This is a genomic window from Leisingera sp. S132 (assembly GCF_025144465.1).
Lineage (GTDB): Bacteria > Pseudomonadota > Alphaproteobacteria > Rhodobacterales > Rhodobacteraceae > Leisingera.
Genome location: NZ_CP083553.1, coordinates 3485426 through 3502132, shown reverse-complemented (window position 1 = coordinate 3502132; position 16707 = coordinate 3485426). Strand labels below are relative to the sequence as shown.

At 59.0% G+C, this 16707-nt stretch carries 12 protein-coding genes; 7 read left to right on the top strand and 5 right to left on the bottom strand.

The genetic code is table 11. The annotated features are described in order from the left end of the window. Positions 1 to 12: 12 nt before the first annotated feature. Positions 13 to 1464, top strand: coding sequence for a biotin carboxylase (locus K3725_RS17285; RefSeq protein WP_260016503.1), 1452 nt, complete (start codon positions 13 to 15; stop codon positions 1462 to 1464). Positions 1465 to 1469: 5 nt separating this feature from the next. Continuing rightward, positions 1470 to 2462: a C45 family autoproteolytic acyltransferase/hydolase gene (locus K3725_RS17280; protein ID WP_260016502.1), complete on the top strand. Its 993-nt coding sequence runs from the start codon at positions 1470 to 1472 to the stop codon at positions 2460 to 2462. Between the two features lie 67 nt (positions 2463 to 2529). On the opposite strand, the gene K3725_RS17275 is transcribed toward K3725_RS17280, so the two are convergent. The 4 genes from K3725_RS17275 to K3725_RS17260 form a co-directional block, all read right to left on the bottom strand. Beyond that, entirely contained in the window at positions 2530 to 3597 is a 1068-nt protein-coding gene (locus tag K3725_RS17275) for a GlxA family transcriptional regulator (protein WP_260016501.1), read from the bottom strand. A 4-nt stretch (positions 3598 to 3601) separates the two neighbouring features. Then, the gene (locus K3725_RS17270) at positions 3602 to 5566 is read right to left on the bottom strand and encodes a proline/glycine betaine ABC transporter permease (protein WP_260016500.1); all 1965 of its coding nucleotides are present in this window, start codon (positions 5564 to 5566) and stop codon (positions 3602 to 3604) included. Beyond that, positions 5563 to 6594 carry a glycine betaine/L-proline ABC transporter ATP-binding protein gene (locus K3725_RS17265; protein WP_260016499.1) on the bottom strand — a complete coding sequence of 344 codons (1032 nt, stop codon included), beginning with the start codon at positions 6592 to 6594 and terminating at the stop codon, positions 5563 to 5565. The genes K3725_RS17270 and K3725_RS17265 overlap by 4 nt, the downstream gene beginning before the upstream one ends. Before the next feature lie 70 nt (positions 6595 to 6664). Beyond that, on the bottom strand, positions 6665 to 7573 hold the full coding sequence (locus K3725_RS17260) for an ABC transporter substrate-binding protein (protein WP_260016498.1): 909 nt from the start codon (positions 7571 to 7573) through the stop codon (positions 6665 to 6667). 224 nt (positions 7574 to 7797) lie between these two features. Here K3725_RS17260 and K3725_RS17255 point away from each other — a divergent pair, with 224 nt between their 5' ends. After that, positions 7798 to 8490 carry a response regulator gene (locus K3725_RS17255; RefSeq protein WP_260016497.1) on the top strand — a complete coding sequence of 231 codons (693 nt, stop codon included), beginning with the start codon at positions 7798 to 7800 and terminating at the stop codon, positions 8488 to 8490. Here the strand turns inward: K3725_RS17255 and torS are convergent. Continuing rightward, positions 8463 to 11393, bottom strand: a complete 2931-nt coding sequence (torS, locus tag K3725_RS17250) for a TMAO reductase system sensor histidine kinase/response regulator TorS (RefSeq protein ID WP_260016496.1) — start codon at positions 11391 to 11393, stop codon at positions 8463 to 8465. The genes K3725_RS17255 and torS overlap by 28 nt on opposite strands. A 94-nt stretch (positions 11394 to 11487) precedes the next feature. On the opposite strand from torS, the gene torT reads away from it, so the two are divergent. The 4 genes from torT (at position 11488) to K3725_RS17230 (ending at position 16573) form a co-directional block, all read left to right on the top strand. After that, positions 11488 to 12540 carry a TMAO reductase system periplasmic protein TorT gene (gene torT / locus K3725_RS17245; RefSeq protein WP_260016495.1) on the top strand — a complete coding sequence of 351 codons (1053 nt, stop codon included), beginning with the start codon at positions 11488 to 11490 and terminating at the stop codon, positions 12538 to 12540. Between the two features lie 146 nt (positions 12541 to 12686). Then, positions 12687 to 13892, top strand: a complete 1206-nt coding sequence (locus K3725_RS17240; protein WP_260016494.1) for a YcaO-like family protein — start codon at positions 12687 to 12689, stop codon at positions 13890 to 13892. Continuing rightward, a complete protein-coding gene (locus tag K3725_RS17235) occupies positions 13889 to 15253 on the top strand; it encodes a TfuA-like protein (protein WP_260016493.1) in 1365 nt (454 codons plus the stop codon). The genes K3725_RS17240 and K3725_RS17235 overlap by 4 nt, the downstream gene beginning before the upstream one ends. A gap of 24 nt (positions 15254 to 15277) precedes the next feature. After that, positions 15278 to 16573 carry a hypothetical protein gene (locus K3725_RS17230; protein WP_260016492.1) on the top strand — a complete coding sequence of 432 codons (1296 nt, stop codon included), beginning with the start codon at positions 15278 to 15280 and terminating at the stop codon, positions 16571 to 16573. Positions 16574 to 16707 lie beyond the last annotated feature (134 nt).

The window sequence follows — 16707 nt, the reverse complement described above, 5'->3', positions numbered from 1 at the left end:
GGGAGACGATACATGCCGAAGAAAGTTCTGAACAACATTTCGGAGATCCGCCGTTATTTCCATACCAATACGGACCCGGTCTATTTTGTGTCAGCGACCAACTTCAATCTTCTCGGGCTCGACGAGTGGGTAAAGAATTTCAAATACATCTGTTACATGGATTGTTTCGACGGCCGCCACCCGAACGTGCTGGTGCCGTCTGAGCTGCCGCACGACGAATTCCAGTCCATCGAGGACATCAACAATTATCTTCTGCAGCACAAGGAAGTCATTGATTACGTCAAGGCGCGCGGCGGCAAGCCAAAATTCGTCTTTTTGATGTTTGATGAAAAGACCGAAAAACTGGCCAAGGAGCTGGGCGGCGAAGTGTGGTTTCCCAAGGCGAAGCTGCGCACCAAGATGGATAACAAGATCGAGACCGTGCGCGTTGGCAATAAGGCCGGCGTGCCCTCTGTTCCGAATACGCTGTCCAAGGTCGACAGTTATGATCACCTGAAGAAGATCTGCAAGAAGGCGGATCTTGGCAATGATCTGGTGCTGCAAAGCGCATTTGGAGATTCCGGCCATACCACGTTCTTCATCAAGACGGAGGCGGATTTTCGCAAGCATGAGCATGAGATCGTCGGCCAGGGTGAAATCAAGATCATGAAACGGATCGATTGCCGTGGCTCGGCGATCGAGGCCTGCTGCACCTCTGAAGGCACAATTGTTGGCCCGCTAATGACTGAACTTGTCGGTTTTAACGAATTGACGCCCTACCGCGGCGGCTGGTGCGGCAACGAGATATTCTCTACCGCTTTCCCGCCCAAGACCCGCGAAAAGGCGCGCGAGCTGACCTTCAAGTTCGGAGAACAACTCCGCAAGGAAGGTTACCGCGGCTATTTTGAGCTGGATTTCCTGATCGACAAGAAAACCGGTGATATCTGGTTGGGTGAGTTGAACCCGCGGATCACCGGGGCTTCCTCGATGACCAACCACGCAGCTTTTGCTCATGCTGATGCGCCGCTGTTCCTGTTCCACTTGCTGGAGTTCTCAAAGAAACCTTTCAAGCTGGATGTGGCGGAGCTGAACGCCCGCTGGGCTGACCCGGACATGATTGATTCCTGGTCGCAGATGGTGATCAAGCACACCGAGGACACCGTGGATATCGTGACCCACGCGCCGGAATCCGGAATATACAAGATGCTGCCTGACGGAACAGTGATGTTCGACCGCTTCGACTATCACCGGCGTGCAGTCGAAAGCGAGGATGAGGCATTCTTTCTGCGGATCTCCAATGCTGGCGATTACCGCTATGAAGGCGCCGATCTGGGCATTCTCGTCACCCGGGGCCGGTCTATGACCAAGGGCTTCCAGCTGACGGAGAAGTCGAAACGCTGGATAGACGGCATCAAAAACGCTTATTCTGCGCGGCCGCTGCCGTCGGCGCAGGCCTTTGAGGATCCGGCGTTCAAGATTATGTAGGCTGAATGAGACTGACATTCCGCGCCATGCAGGAGACGGAGCCGGGGCAAGTGCTGGCTGGGCTCTTCTCCGAATACCGCACAGCCTACCTGAATTGGTGGGCAAGCGAAGGCCTCTCTGGTCGTCCGACTTATGCGGAATGCCGCCGGGCTCTGCAAACGCATATGCCCGAGATAACGGGGCTCTATGATCAGCTATGCGCGTCCGTTGGCGGTGGTGATCTGGAATCCCGGTTCCTCAGTTTCTATTGCCCGCCGCGATATCTGGCCGGCTGCAGCCAGGCGATTTGGCAGGGCAGAGAACCGCTGCTGGTGCGCAATTATGATTATAACCCTTCGGCCTTTGACGCGGTGTATCTGAAGACCGGATGGAACGCGCGGCAGGTTATGGGGACGTCGGACGGATTGTTCGGCTTGTTGGATGGGATGAACGATGCCGGGCTCAGCGTCTCGCTGACTTTCGGCGGGCGCCGGGCTGTGGGCGAAGGTTTTGGTGTGCCGCTCATCCTCAGGTACTTATTGCAGATATGCTCAACAATTGAGGAGGCTAAGGATGTGCTGCGGCGCGTTCCGTGCCACATGAGCTATAATGTGACAGTACTGGACCGCGACAGGAACTACTTCACCGCGTTTCTTGCGCCCGACCGTCCGACCCTGATCACCCATGCGGCGGTTGCAACCAATCACCAGGAACGCGTTGAATGGACCAGCCATGCACGTCTAACGGCTTCTGTCGAAAGGGAGCGGTTTTTGCTGCACCGGCTCACGCTGCATCCGGAAACGAAGGAGAAATTTGTCGGAACTTTCCTTAAGCCGCCGCTGTATTCCCTGGCTTTCGACAAGGGTTTCGGCACGCTGTACACAGCGGCCTACCACCCTGCAGATCTGTCAGTGGAGCTGCTCTGGCTTGGCCGCACCTGGCGAAAGACATTGGATCTTTTTGAGCCCGGCCAATTGGGAATTGTTTATCCTGACCATCGCACTCAGCAAGTGTTGTAAGGGCGCTTGCTCTTTGTAGAGCGCTGGTGCCAGAATCTGCGAAGGTGCAGGCCCGGTTGAACAGCTCTCATCCAGATGTAAACGTCACGACTTTTTCCGGGACCCGGTCTGCCGTTAGCGGAATCCTTGCGGAGACTCCAGGATCGGGACGAAATGTCTGTTTGCGGTCCTGAACGGGCGTGACGCCATAGAACTTGCGGTAATGCAGCGTCAGGGTAGAAGAACTGGCATAGCCTACAGAATGAGCGATGTCCGAGATGCTGTCCCACGAAAAGCGCACCATCTGCCGGGCGGTTTTGAGGCGCTGGCGGCGGTAGTATTCGCCAGGGCTAAGACCTGTGGCGGTGCGGAAACTGCGCTCCAACTGGCGCGGGGAAATTCCGGTCCGGCGGGCGACCTCGCGGATGCCGACAGGGGATTCGACATTCTCTGAAAAGATGGACATGGCCTGCTTGACCGCTGGCGGCATTTGGTCGACCGTGCGGGCACTTTGCAGAACAGGGACTTTTTGCCGGGCGCTGCCGCTGCGCAGCACGGGATGCTGAAACATGCAGGCGACCTCATTCATTGCAGCCTCGCCAAGTGCATTACCGATCAGCTCCAATGCCAGGTCAAACATCGCCGCGGCTCCGGAAATTGTATGAACCGGCCCATCGCGCACGGCGAGCCGGTCAATGGCGGTGCACTCCGGAAAAGCGGTTTCAAAGGCGCTGAGGTAGCTCCAATGGACGGCACAGCGCCGCCCTGACAGGACACCGCTGCGGGCTAGCGGGAAAACACCGCCGGCAGCCGCGCCCAGAAGGATACCGTGGCGGGCCAGGTAACGCAGCCGGCCATTTCCGGGGACCGGGTCACCAAATTCGGCTTCCGGCCCGGAAAGAAGGAACAGACAGTCGACTGCGTCTGCTTCCGCAAGGCTGCAGTCTGCCTCAAAAGGCACACCTGCGGACGCTGTTGCCCGTGCGCCGGTCTCGGTCACGAGCGACCAGCGGAAAACCTGCTGCCCAGCCAGCTCATTTGCGGTGTGCAGTGTGTCGACGGCGGCGGTCAGGCAAGCCATCGGAAAGCCGGGAAACAGCAAGAAGCCGATGTGGCGGATCGGGGCGGGGCCGAAGTCGCTGGAATGCAGTGTCATGGTTTTACTCCAGCCCCAGCGCTTCTTTCTTGGATCGCGCCCAGGTGGTCACCAGGTGGTCCACCATCAGCCCCATGAAGGCGACGGCAAGACCCAGCACCAGCCCTTTGCCTACATCAGTGGAGGACAGCGCCCGCTGCATCTCCTGGCCGAGGTCCTGGGTGCCGATGAAGGCCGCGATGATCACCATGAACAGCGAGAACATCACCGACTGGTTGACCCCGACCATGATGGTCGGCAGGGCCATCGGCAGCCGCACCTTCCACAGGGTCTGCATCCTTGTGGCGCCGGACATATCGGCAGCCTCGATCAGGGTCTCCGGCACCTGGCGCAGCCCTTCGATGGTGTAGCGCACCAGCGGTACCGCAGCGAACAGTACAACCGCGCCGACCACGGCAACGTCGTTGACGCCAAACAGCATCACGACCGGGATCAAGTAGATGAAGCTAGGGAAGGTCTGGAGCGTGTCGCAGATCAGCAGCGCAAGGCCGGCGCGCTTTTCGTTGAAGGAACCCCAGATCCCTAGCGGGAAGCCAATTACTGCGGCGATCGAGACCGCCACCACAACGGTGTATACGGTGATCATGGCGCGGTCCCACCAGCCGGACATTGCGATGAGGCCAAAGAAGCCCAGGCATACCAACGCCGAGCGCAGGCCGCCAATGGCCCAGCCAGCCGCTGCCAGTAGCGCCAGGACGGCAGCATAAGGCATCCACAGGAAGGCATCGCGGATCGGAATCAGCACCCAGGTGATCAGGAACCAGCGCAGCCATTGCGTGACCGGGTCGATCAATACAATGAACCAGTCCGCAACCGCATCAATCGGTTTAGAGATGGTGAAAGCATCGCGGCGGCCGATCTGGTCCATCAGCGGGATGAACTGCGCCAGTAGCAGGCAAGCCAGTGACAGGCCAAGGCCCAGCAGAAGGAACTTGTTGCGCACTGCGAAGGACGTGCCCTTTTCGAAATGCTCGGGCTGTTTAGTGGCCCAGGCCTTGGTACAGCGGTCCAGCATGACCGCTAGCAGTACGATGGTGATGCCGATCTCGACCGAGCGGCCAATTTTCAGCGCTTGCAGAAGCTGCAGCAGTTTCTGGCCGAGGCCCGGCATGCCGATGAAGCTGGCTAGAACCACCATTGCCAAGCATTGCATGATCACTTGGTTCACACCGACCAGAATCTCAGTTCGGGCTGTTGGGATACGCACATACCGCAGCAGCTGCCAGCGGGTGGAGCCGCACATGTGGCCGCTTTCGATCACTTCATGCGGGACCTTGCGCAGGCCCAAGAGCGACATGCGGATCATCGGTGGCACCGAGAAGATGATGGTGACGATAGCACCAGCCTTGGGACCGACGCCGATAAAGACGACGACAGGGATCATATAGGCGAAATGCGGCAGGCTCTGCGCAATGTTAAGGACCGGGTTCAGGATCCTTTCAAAGGTTTTGGAACGCCAGGCGAGAACACCCATCACAAGTCCGAACAGGATCGAGAAGGGCGCGGCAACGACGATTACCGAAAGGGTCTCCATCGCCCATTTCCATTGGCCCATGACGGCAATCCATACAAAAGTGCCGCCGGTCAGGAGCGACAGTCGCCAGCCCTGCAGGGCATAGCCTATGACAAAGCCGATACTGGCGATCACGGTCCATGGAATGGGGCCGATCTGGGGCCAGCGGTTCTTGCCGTATAGCAAGTTGGCGGTGACATCGAGAAGCCATTCGACGCCATCGGCAAAAGCGCGGGTCAAGTAGAGAAGGCCGAGATCGTCGCGGACAAACACGAAGAACGCATTGATCCAGTCAGCGAAGGGAAGGATCAGCCACTCCGGCGGCCGAACCAGCCCGGCAGGAAGAACAGAGTTGCCCAAAGCCAGAACGCAAGCCGCGGCGAAGATTACCCAGCCGGTCTTGGCTCGTGTCCAGTTTTGAGATCTTCCAGAAAATGTCATGGTCTGGTCGGTCATGACGCCTCTCCCAGAAGCACGTCGAGCGCCTCCTGTCGGCTCATGGCGCCAATCAGGCTGCCAGCGGTGTTGGCCACAGGCAGGAAGTCGCGGCTGTCATTAACCAGCAGCCGGGCGAGTTCGGCAATGGTCTGCTTGTCGCCGACAGGAGCGCCTGTCAGGCTGTGGCCGTTGACCTCACGCGCCAGCACGCCGGCGTGGACGACGCGGGATTTTTCGATTTCCTCAGTGAATTTGGCGACATATTCGGTGGCCGGGTTCAGCACGATCTGGTCCGGGGTGTCGCATTGCTCGACCACGCCGTCCTTCATGATGGCGATGCGGTCGGCGAGGCGCAGCGCTTCGTCGAAATCGTGCGTGATGAAGACAATGGTTTTACCCAGCATCTCCTGCAGGCGCAAAAATTCGTCCTGCATCTCGCGGCGGATCAGCGGGTCAAGCGCCGAAAACGGCTCATCCAGAAACCAGATATCAGGCTCGATTGCCAGGCTGCGTGCAATTCCGACCCGCTGCTGCTGGCCGCCGGAAAGCTCGCGCGGGAAATAGTCCTCACGTCCGGAAAGACCGACCAGCTCAATCACCTCCAGCGCCCTGGCACGGCGGTCGTGGCGGTCCTGTCCGCGCATTTCCAGCGGGAAGGCGACATTGTCCAGAACTGTGCGGTGCGGCAGCAGGCCAAAGCTCTGAAAGACCATGCCCATCTTGTTGCGGCGCAGATCTATCAGGTCTTTCTCGGACATATCGCCGATGTTCTGGCCTTCGACCCGGACCTCACCGCCGGTAATGTCGATCAGCCGAGAAAGACAGCGCACGAAAGTAGACTTGCCAGAGCCGGACAGGCCCATGATCACAAGCATTTCCCCCTTGGCGATGTCCAGCGACACATCCCGAACGGCGGCGATATAACCCGCCTGACGGATCTCATCAAATCCCGGATTGCCTGTCAGAGACTTCAGATACTGTTCCGGATTGGCGCCAAACAGCTTCCAGACGTTTTTGCAGGAAATGACAGGGGTGGCGGCGGTCATGGCTTAACTTTCTATAGCAAGGAAGCCGGGGCAGCAGACCGCCCCGGCTGATTGACGTTCGTGCTGGAAATCAGGAGCCGGTCCAGGGTTTCCAGAGGTCCTCATTGGCCTCCAGCCATTCGGCGGCAGCGTCCTCCGGCTCCATCTCATCGATGTCGACCAACTTGGCCATTTCGGCGATTTGCGGATTGGTAAAGCTGATCTGAGTCAGCGTTTCATAGGCTGCCGGCCATTTCTCCTTCATGCCGTCCCATGCGGCCTTTTTGAGGTAGCCGTTCGCCGGATTGCCGCAGTCGTAGGTGGCATCCGGGTTCGGCCCGACCGCAGGATCCTTGTCGCACCCCTTTTCCCAGGCCGGAAATTCAACAAATTCGCCCGGCCAGACGGCCTCGGCAAAGTTCGGTGTCCAGTTGAAGATCACCACCGGCTTCTTGGTTTTTTCTGCTGCAGCCACTTCCGCCCACAGAGCCGAAGCAGACCCTGCGTTCACCACGGTAAAGTTCATGTTCAGTGCTTCAACGCGCTCAGCATCATGCTTGAGCCAGTCGACTGGTCCGCCCAGGAAGCGGCCCTTGTCGCCGGTTTCAGGGGTTGCAAAGGCAGCGGCACAATCATTCAACGCTTCCCAGCTCGGCAAGCCGGGGCAGGCTTCCTTTGTCCAGGCCGGATACCACCAGTCTTCGCGGGTCACGGCGTTGTGGTCGCCGGCATCATGCAGGCCGCCCTTGGCCAGTGCCTCATTAAAGGACTTGCCAAAGGCGCCTTCCCAAACTTCCAGCTCGAGCGTGACGTCGCCCAAGCGGACCGATTCATAAACGGCCTGGCTATCGGTGGAAACGTATTCGACGCTGTTTCCCATGGATTCGAAAATCTGCCCGACAACGTGGCTCATGACGATCTGGCTGGACCAGTTATGAATCGGAATGATGATGGGGTCAGAGGAATCTTCTGCCATTGCCATCGGAGCTGTCATAGCCATTGCCGCGGCGCCGGCCATTAGGTGTTTCCGGACTTTCATATGTGTCTCCCTGTTGTCGCGGCCCGGGTCCTGATTGCCTGAGCCTTCTTGCTGCGTGAAAGCCATGCTTTCGGAGACGGAGGCTAGGCAGCAGATGTGAACAGGTCAGCCCGGGCAGATGAACAGGCTGGTCAGGTTTGTTAAAATTTGTTAACTGAAGGGAAAGTCGGGGGTGCTGGGTCTGTATGGCGCATATTCTGATCATTGAAGACGAACCGGTCACCCGGAGCACTCTTGCCAGCTATCTGGATGCGCAAGGCTATACCGTTTCGCAGGCCGAAACCGCCGAAGAGGCGGAACGGGTTCTGCAGACAAGCGATGTCGATCTGCTCCTGGTCGACATCAACCTGCCCGGCAAGGACGGGTTGCAGATCACCCGGGAACAAAGAGCTAAATCCGATATGGGAATCATTCTAGTGACTGGCCGGGATGATGAGGTCGACAGGATTGTCGGGCTGGAGCTTGGCGCGGATGACTATGTCTGCAAGCCATTCAACCGGCGCGAACTTCTGGCTAGGCTGAAGAACCTTTTGCGCCGCACACAAGAAGTGCGGCGCCTCGCGCGCCGGGTCTATTCGTTTGGCAATTTCCGGTTCGACGTTGCTGCACGGCATCTGCAAACCCTTGAAGGCGCCAGCATTCCGCTGACCCGGGCTGAGTTTGAAGTGCTGGATATGCTGATTAGCCGGGCGGGTGAGGTCGCGACGCGTGACGCGTTGATGAGCCGGGTCACTCACCGGCAATACGGGGCAAACCCGCGGACTGTCGATGTGCTGATCCGGCGCCTGCGCAGCAAGCTGGAAGAAGAACCTGCAAATCCCCGGATCATCACCACCGTGCACGGTGAAGGCTACGTGTTCACGGCTCCCTTGGATTGATTGCCATAGTCGCGCAGCACTCTGGACAGAGCCTCCAAAACTTGCGGCGCTAGTGTGCTCAACTCGCGCATATGCTCAGCGGCTGCGGCCCGGCTGCCGTTGGCGGCTGCTTCCTCCAGTTTTGCCAGTAGACTGGCCAAGTCCTGCTGCCCGAAACTGCTGGCGGCGCCCTTCGCTCGATGGGCTTCCTGCGCCAGCCGTGCGAGGTCGTGCGCTGATTGGCTAGCGCCCATCTTCTCAACGCTTTTAGGAAGTTCCTGCTGGAACAGCGCGGCAATTTCAATGGCCCGCTCCTCGCCCAGATCCTGAATATTCTCCTGCATCTGCCGCAGCAGGCTGGATCTCCTGTCCTGCCCGGGAGAGGCTTGGCGGGCTGACAAGTAAACCGCGCCTTCGTGGCCCTGTGTGACACCTTGCAGAGCCTTGGCAAGGCGTTCCGGTGAGACAGGCTTGGCCACGAAACCATTCATTCCGGCTTGCAAATGGGTTTCTATCTGCTCTTCCTGAACATGCGCGGAGATGCCGATGACCGGCAGTTTTGACAGCCACGGGTCTGTCATCGCGCGCAAGCGGCGGGTAGCCTCAGTGCCGCTGATCCCAGGCAGGTTCACATCCATCAGTACCAAGTCGAACCGGGCCTCCGGAAGGAGGGCCAGCGCCTCCTCTGCGCTTGCTACGCATTGGCAGCTGTGGCCCATGCGTTCCAGATAGCCCTGTGCAACCATTTGATTGATCTCATTGTCTTCCACCACGAGAACCGACAGCGGGGCTTCAGACAGTTTGACCGGAGCCGGCGGGTCTTCCGGTTTCAAACCTGCAGGATCGCCGGGTGCAAGCTCTACCGCCAGGGTGAACACAGAGCCGACGTCCTTGGTGCTTTCCAGGGACAAGCGGGCATCGATCGCTTGGGCAAAATGCCTGCTGATCGCCAGACCCAGCCCTGTACCGCCGAACTTGCGGGCGGTTTCTGTGTCTTCTTGCTCGAAAGCTTCGAAAATCCGCGCCTTGGCCTCTTGTGAGATCCCCTTGCCGGTATCGCTGACCTCGAATGCAATCCGGTGCTGCCCGGCAGTGCCGCCATTATTGCGAACCCGCAGGATGACTTCGCCTTTTTCGGTGAATTTAAGCGCGTTCGATAGCAGATTGAAAAGGATCTGCCTCAGCTTGGCTGCGTCTCCCTCAACCACGCCGGGGAGGTCTGGTGGCGCATCCAGCCAGAGTTGAACCCCTTTGCTGTCGGCACTGGGACGCAGCAGGACAATGATGTCGTCAACAAGAGCGCGCAGTGAGAACGTGACGTCTTCCCTTACCAGAGCACCGTTTTCGATTTTGGAGTAGTCTAGGATATCGTTCAGGATTTTCAGCAGATTCTGGCCTGACACCAGCGCCGCGCGCAGGCGTTCCATTTGCCTAGGCGGCAGGCCTTCGTCAGAGAGGCTGCGCAGCATGCCCAGCACGCCGTTCATCGGGGTGCGGATTTCGTGGCTCATCATTGCCAGGAATTCAGATTTCGCCTGATCGGCAGCTTCGGCCTTCTGACGGGCGTCGTCGTGCGCCTCCACTTCTTCCCGCAGCAGTTCCGTTTGTTCGTCGACAAGAGATTGCAAGTTGTTGCGATGTTCCCTGAGTTCCTGTTCGTTGCGGTCACGGACCTTTTCCAGCTCCTGTTTGTCGAGAGCTTGCTGGCGGAAAACTTCTACGGCCGCTTCCATACGGGCAATTTCATCTTGCCCGCGGGGTTGGACCGGGTGATCCAGCTCGCCGCGCATAAGCGCGGCCATGGTGGCTGCCAGCTGGTTGAGGCGGCGGGTGATGCTGCCGCGCACATAAAACCAAAGGACAGCCAGCGACAGCATGAAACCGGTGACAGCAGCAAACCCGTTGCGCAACTGTGCACGCTGAATGTCAGCTGCGGCGGCATGCCCCGAGCTGATCGCCCGCGCCTGTGCTTGATCGGCGACGGCAGAAGCTTCATCGCCGAGCCGCAGCGCTGTGTTTTGCAGTTCAAGCTTCAGTGTGTTTATCCGGGATTCGGTGGTCAGGATGCGGGTGCGCAGGCCGAACAGGCCGGCGTTGTCTTCCGTCACGGTTTGCAGTTGCGCGGCATAGCCTTCCGCCTGCTGGCGGCGGCCCGGATCGCGAATTGCCGTGATCCGGCGGGAAACAATGTCCAGGCGTCTGGTCAGTGCGCTCTCGATCTCCCGCAGTTCGGTCTCGTTGCCTGCCTCCTCGATCCGGTTGATCAGCAACCCGATCTCTGCTGTTTGCGACCTCAGTTCGAACATCAGGCCAAGCTGAAAAAGGTCAACCTCGATCAGTTTGTCCAGTAAATCGGTGCGCGCCTGCTCTTCCACTGGAGAACTGCTAGGTCCGTACAGGCTCGATATGACGGCTGATGTTCCCATCTCGGCATTGGCAACCAGAGTGTCGGCCATGCTCAGCAGGTTGTTGGCGGCGGTCAGGTTGCGGCTGGTCAGCTGTTTGAGCCTGCTGTGCAAAGCGATTCGGGTTTCCACCAGTTCATCAAGCAGAGCAAGCACCTGCGCTGCATCTGTCACCGTGTCCCGCAGACGGCTGGAGCCGCCAATACCGGAGTGTTCCAGCGCGTCCAGGCGGCCGGTCAGCGCTTCAACTTGACCAGACAGAAACTGGGCCCGGTTCATGCGTTCTGCCTGGGTTGTTACCGCGGCCAGCTCTGGGGCAATTGCAATGATCCGGGTGCTTTCCTCTGCCATGCCGCGAACCTCGGCAATGGCAGGAATTGTCTGGCTAATCACTTCTGCTTGGCGGCGTGCAAGCACACGCAATTCGACCAGTCCCAGAATGCCGGCAAGGGTCGGCAATCCCGCGATGACGATAAATGCGAGACTTAGTTTTCCGCCAAGGCCGAGCTTTCCTAACATTCAGGAACTTTCGCCTGCATTTGCTGATTTCGCAAATTTGAATTTCCCTTTCTGGCCGTGCTGCCTATCCTCCATCCCCGGAGAAGGAGATCTGATGCGCTCTGTGTGGCTATTGCTTATTATGTGTTTCAGCACAGCGGCGGCTGCAAACAACTGGCGGCTGCAGGTGCCGCGGACTGCGTTTGACTACGGCAGCGGCCTGGAGGCGGTGGACTATGCACCGCTCGAACAGGCGGCGCAGGACTGGCGCCTATGCATTGCCTATCCGCACTTGAAAGATGCCTATTGGCTAAGTGTTAACTACGGGATGGTGGCAGAAGCAACCCGGCTGGGGGTGTCTTTCAAGCTGGTCGAAGCAGGCGGTTACCCCAACCTGAGGCGGCAAATGGAGCAAGTAGAGGCTTGTGTTGCCAACGGTGCCGATGCGCTGATCCTTGGCACGGTATCTTTCGAAGGCCTTACCAGTACAGTAGAGAGGATTTCGGCTTCTGTTCCGGTGATTGCCGCTGTGAATGATATTGCCGATGCCGGGATCACGGCGAAGGTCGGGGTGTCTTGGACGGAAATGGGCGCCGAGGCTGGCAGGCTCATTGCGGCGCACCATCCTAAGGGGGGACCTGAAGTCAAGGTTGCCTGGTTTCCAGGGCCGGTGAAGGCGGGTTGGGTGGCTTTTGTCGAGGAGGGGTTTCGCGCCGCTCTTGCTGGCAGCTCAGCCAGGATCGCGGTTACAAAGTATGGCGATACCGGACGCGAAATCCAGGTTCGCTTGGTCGAGGAGGCGATCGATGCTGTTCCGGACCTAGACTACATTGCCGGTTCCGCGCCTGCTGCAGAAGCCGCAGTGTCGGTGCTGCGCGCTCGCGGCATGCAGGGGCAGGTTCAGGTTGTTTCAGACTACATGACCCATGCGGTCTACCGCGGGGTTCTTCGTGACCGCATCGTTGCTGCGCCAACGGATTTTCCTGTGCTTCAAGGACGGCTTGCGGTCGAAATGGCGGTGCGTGCTATCGAAGGCAGTTTGCGTTTCAAACACGCCGGGCCCGCCATTAGGATTTTCGACCGCAGTACTGCGTCAGAGGACTTGCTGGACCAGACGTTGGCCCCCGCAAGTTTCGTGCCTGTTTTCGATTTTCAGCCGCATCGTTAGGGGCAGGGGCCTCAGGGTTTTTCACACATGACTGCCCTGTTGTTGACCGCCAGCCTGCGGCGGGCCATCCTTTGCCTATAGCTGCCAGCCGCCGTTTTAGACAGCGGCAGGCTTTTCGCGGCTGTCAGGACAGCGAGGCCAGCCAAATGCCCAAGGCGCAGCAAAAAGGCTATCTGCACGACACCCATCGGCTGTGTGATCCTGCGCAGACATTGGAAAAGGTGCGTCCGCATCTGGCGGACATGGGGATTACCCGGATTGCCAATCTGACGGGGCTGGACAGGGTGGGATTGCCGACAGTCATGGTCACGCGGCCGAACTCCCGGTCAGTTGCTGTTTCGCTGGGCAAGGGGCTGACACTGGAGGCGGCGAAGGCCTCCGGCGTCATGGAGGCTATTGAGGCCTGGCATGCAGAACGGATTACCCTGCCGCTGCGGTCCGCCAGCTTTCATGACTTGCAGAAGGAGGCTCTGGTTGCGGATGTGGAACGGCTGCCGCGCGTAACAGGCGCGGGCTTTGACCCGCAAATGCGGATGTTGTGGATAGAAGGATCCGACCTGGCAACCGGAACCCGGTATTGGCTGCCCTATGAAATGGTGGATACTGATTATACTGCGCCTCCAACCGGCGGGCAGGGGGCGTTTCCGCGGACCACAAACGGGCTGGCGTCGGGCAACAGCCATGCGGAAGCTTCCTGCCATGCGATTTGCGAACTGGTTGAACGGGATGCGATCACCCTGTGGCACCAGGCAGCACCGGGTCCGCGTATTGATCCGGCCACGATAGATGACGCACGCTGCCAAGAGGCGCTGGACCGGTTTGCCTCGGCAGGGCTGGACGCAGGTATATGGGACATCACTTCTGACATCGGGATCCCGGCGTTTCACTGCATGATTTGCGAGGCAGGCGGCCGCGCAGGCCATATCGGCATTGGCAGCGGCTGTCATCCGGACCGGGCCATTGCTGCGCTGAGAGCGCTGACGGAAGCAGCCCAGACCCGGCTGACGTATATTTCCGGAGCGCGCGACGATCTCGATCCGGAGGAATTCAAGCCTGCGGCTGCCATTGAGCGCGCTCAGTACGTTCACCGTCTGCTTTTGCAGTGCCAGGCCGCTGCCCGGTTTCAGGATTGCCCGGTTTTTTACTCTCTATCTTTCGAAGAGGATCAGTGCTGGCTGCTGAACAAACTGCAAACGGCAGGAATGAGGCAGGTGCTGACCGTAGACCTGTCACGTTCCGGGATGGGAGTGCACGTGGTGCGTGCTGTGATCCCAGGGCTGGAAGCGCCGCACGATGATCCTGATTTCGTCGCAGGCGCGCGGGCACTGCGGGCAGCGGAGGTAGGCCAGTGACTGCTGTGGTGTTCGCCGGACCGACCATAGGGGAGGAGGAGGTGCAAGCTCTGTTGCCCGGTGCCATCGTTTTGCCTCCTGCCGGACAGGGAGATATCTACAAAGCAGCGCGTCAGAGTGCCGAAGCGATCGGACTGATCGACGGCTATTTTGAAGGGGTTCCCTCAGTCTGGCACAAGGAGATCCTGTGGGCGATGGAGCAGGGCATTGCCGTGTTCGGCAGCGCCAGCATGGGGGCCTTGCGGGCGGCAGAGCTGTCGCCATTTGGTATGATTGGCGTTGGCAGGATCTATCAGGACTATGCTTCGGGAGCGATCAATGACGATGACGAAGTTGCCGTCCTTCACAGTCCTGCTAAGCTGGGTTATGCGCCGCTGAGCGAACCAATGGTCTCGATCCGGGCGACAGTGGAGCACGCGGAGGTTAGCTCGGTTCTGGACACGGAACAGGCGGCAGCAGTCTTGCAGGCTGCCAAAACGCGTTTTTATCAGCAGCGGACTTGGAAGCAGATCCTGACGGATATTCCACCGTCGGACTGGCGGGACCGTTTCGCGTCCTGGCTGAAGACGGGCGCGGTGGATGCAAAACGCAATGACGCGCAAGAGATGCTTGCGCGAATGGCAGAGTTTCTTAAATCAGGGCAGCCGGCGGCAGGCCAAATGCGTGAACAGATGGAGCGAACCCTTGCTTGGCAAGAACTGGTTCGCCGGACGGAGGTTCAGGTATCAATTCTGAAGGACGCGGACCGCAGGGTGCTGGACGAATTGCGGTTGCAGCCGGAGCGTTACGCAGCGTTCCGGAACCAGGCAGCACTGCGCTTCCTGGCGTTGCAAGAGGCGCTCCGGTCTGGAAATCAGCCGGGACGGGAAGCTTTACTGGCGCAGCTGAACCGCCATAGACAAAAGCACAGCCTTTACCGCAGCAGGGACCTGCAAACGTGGCTTCAGGCGAACGGGCTGACAGCTGCAGAATACGAGGCGGAATTGGGCTGGGCGGCCCAAACCGCTTCTGCGACTGTCGCGGTGCAGCGTGGTTTGGAACCCAGCTTGCTTTCAGAGCTTCGATTGGCAGGCGCCTACGCCGAATTGAAGTTGCAGGCAGATGCAAAGGATAAGCAGTTCGCGGAGCCGTTGCAGCCGGATGCTCCCATGCAGCGTGCAGAACGGTTGCAGGCCGCGGCCTGGTATTTCGAAAGCTGTCTCCAGCAGGATGTCCCGGAGGATTTGGAGGCGTACGCGGCGGGCATAGGAATGGGGGTGGAAGAATTCTTTGAGCTGATCCGGCGTGAATTCATGTATCATAACCGGGGCAAAAGATGGGCTGTGCCAGACCGCAGTGACGAGGCGGCCCAGGACCAGTGAAACCTCCGCAGGATGGGAGGCGCAATGGACGACACCTTTGAGGCGGCGCAGGAGGCGCCGGGAACACGGTTCCTGCTGTTTCCGCAATCGCCGTTCCGAACGGACAACCCGGTGCTGGAGCTTGTCGAGATTTCCGCGCCGCCTGGCACCATCGGCCCTGGACCGTCAGGGCCCAGGATGTACACGGTCAGCGCGCTGGGCAAGACAATTCCTTACGGCGCTATTGTGCAGGGGCCTGAAGGGCCGGGCATGTACCTGCCGCCGTGGCATGGGGATTTGCACGCGCCGCCGCTACCGGATGAGGACGGGCATTTCCTGCACATTCCGCCGTCGGATCCTGGGTTCGAGGCGGCGCATCTGTTTGCTGCGGCGCATTTCACCTTGGATGTATGGGAGGAGTACTTCGGTCATGAGATTCCCTGGCACTTTGCCCGTGACTACGACCGGCTGGAACTGTCGCTGCTGCCGCGCCTGGATAATGCCCACATCGGTTGGGGGTTTCTGGAAACCGGCGGCACCAGGGAACACGGCGGCGAGTACCGCGCTTACAGCCTGAATTTTGACGTGGTTGCCCATGAGATCGGCCACGCCATTATTTATAGCATCACCGGGATGCCAGTCTCTGAAGATGTTCCCGGTGAATATTACGGATTTCATGAATCCGCGGCGGATATGGTTGCGCTGATTGCTTCCCTGCATTTCGGATCAGTGGTCGAAGACCTGTTAGAGAACACCAAGGGCAATCTGTACACATTCAACCAGCTGAACCGGTTTGCAGAGCTTGCTGGGAATGCGCAAATCCGGATGGCAGCGAATACCCGTTTGCTCGACGATTTCGTTTGCGGATGGAGCAGTGAGCACGCGCTGTCAGAACCCCTGACCGGAGCAATGTTCGATATCCTGGTGGATATCTTCCATGAACGGCTTCTGGTGCATGGCTTGATCACCCCGGAAATGGAGGACCTCTCCGACCAGCTTGAGAACAGCCCCCATTATGGAGAAGTCATGCAGGCGCTGTTTGATGCCCGCTATGCCGATGATCCTGAGGGGTTCCGTGTTGCGTTGCTGGAGGTCCGGGACATTCTGGGCTCCTATCTGGCAGCGGCATGGAGCATGCTGGATGCGGAGACCCTGACCTATGCAGCGGTGGAGCAGGCGCTTTTGCTGGTTGACAGAAACTCAACCGGCGGCGCGTTCCATTCGATCATCGAGGGCAATTTCCGCATGCGGGGGATCGGTTTGGTTCATGCCGGGCCGCGCCTGGAGGAGCCAGGCGAAGACAGCCATGCGCATTCCGTGCGGACGCAGGTGCCGGATTAACCTGGTCCCGAACCTCGGGAGCGGCTCCGGAGTGGGTCAAAACATATTTATTTCAAGAGGTTGGCTTGATTCAGTGTTCGAGAGTTGAGCGGCAATATGCCGGAGTTTCTCAAGCCGATGGATGCCGGGAAGGC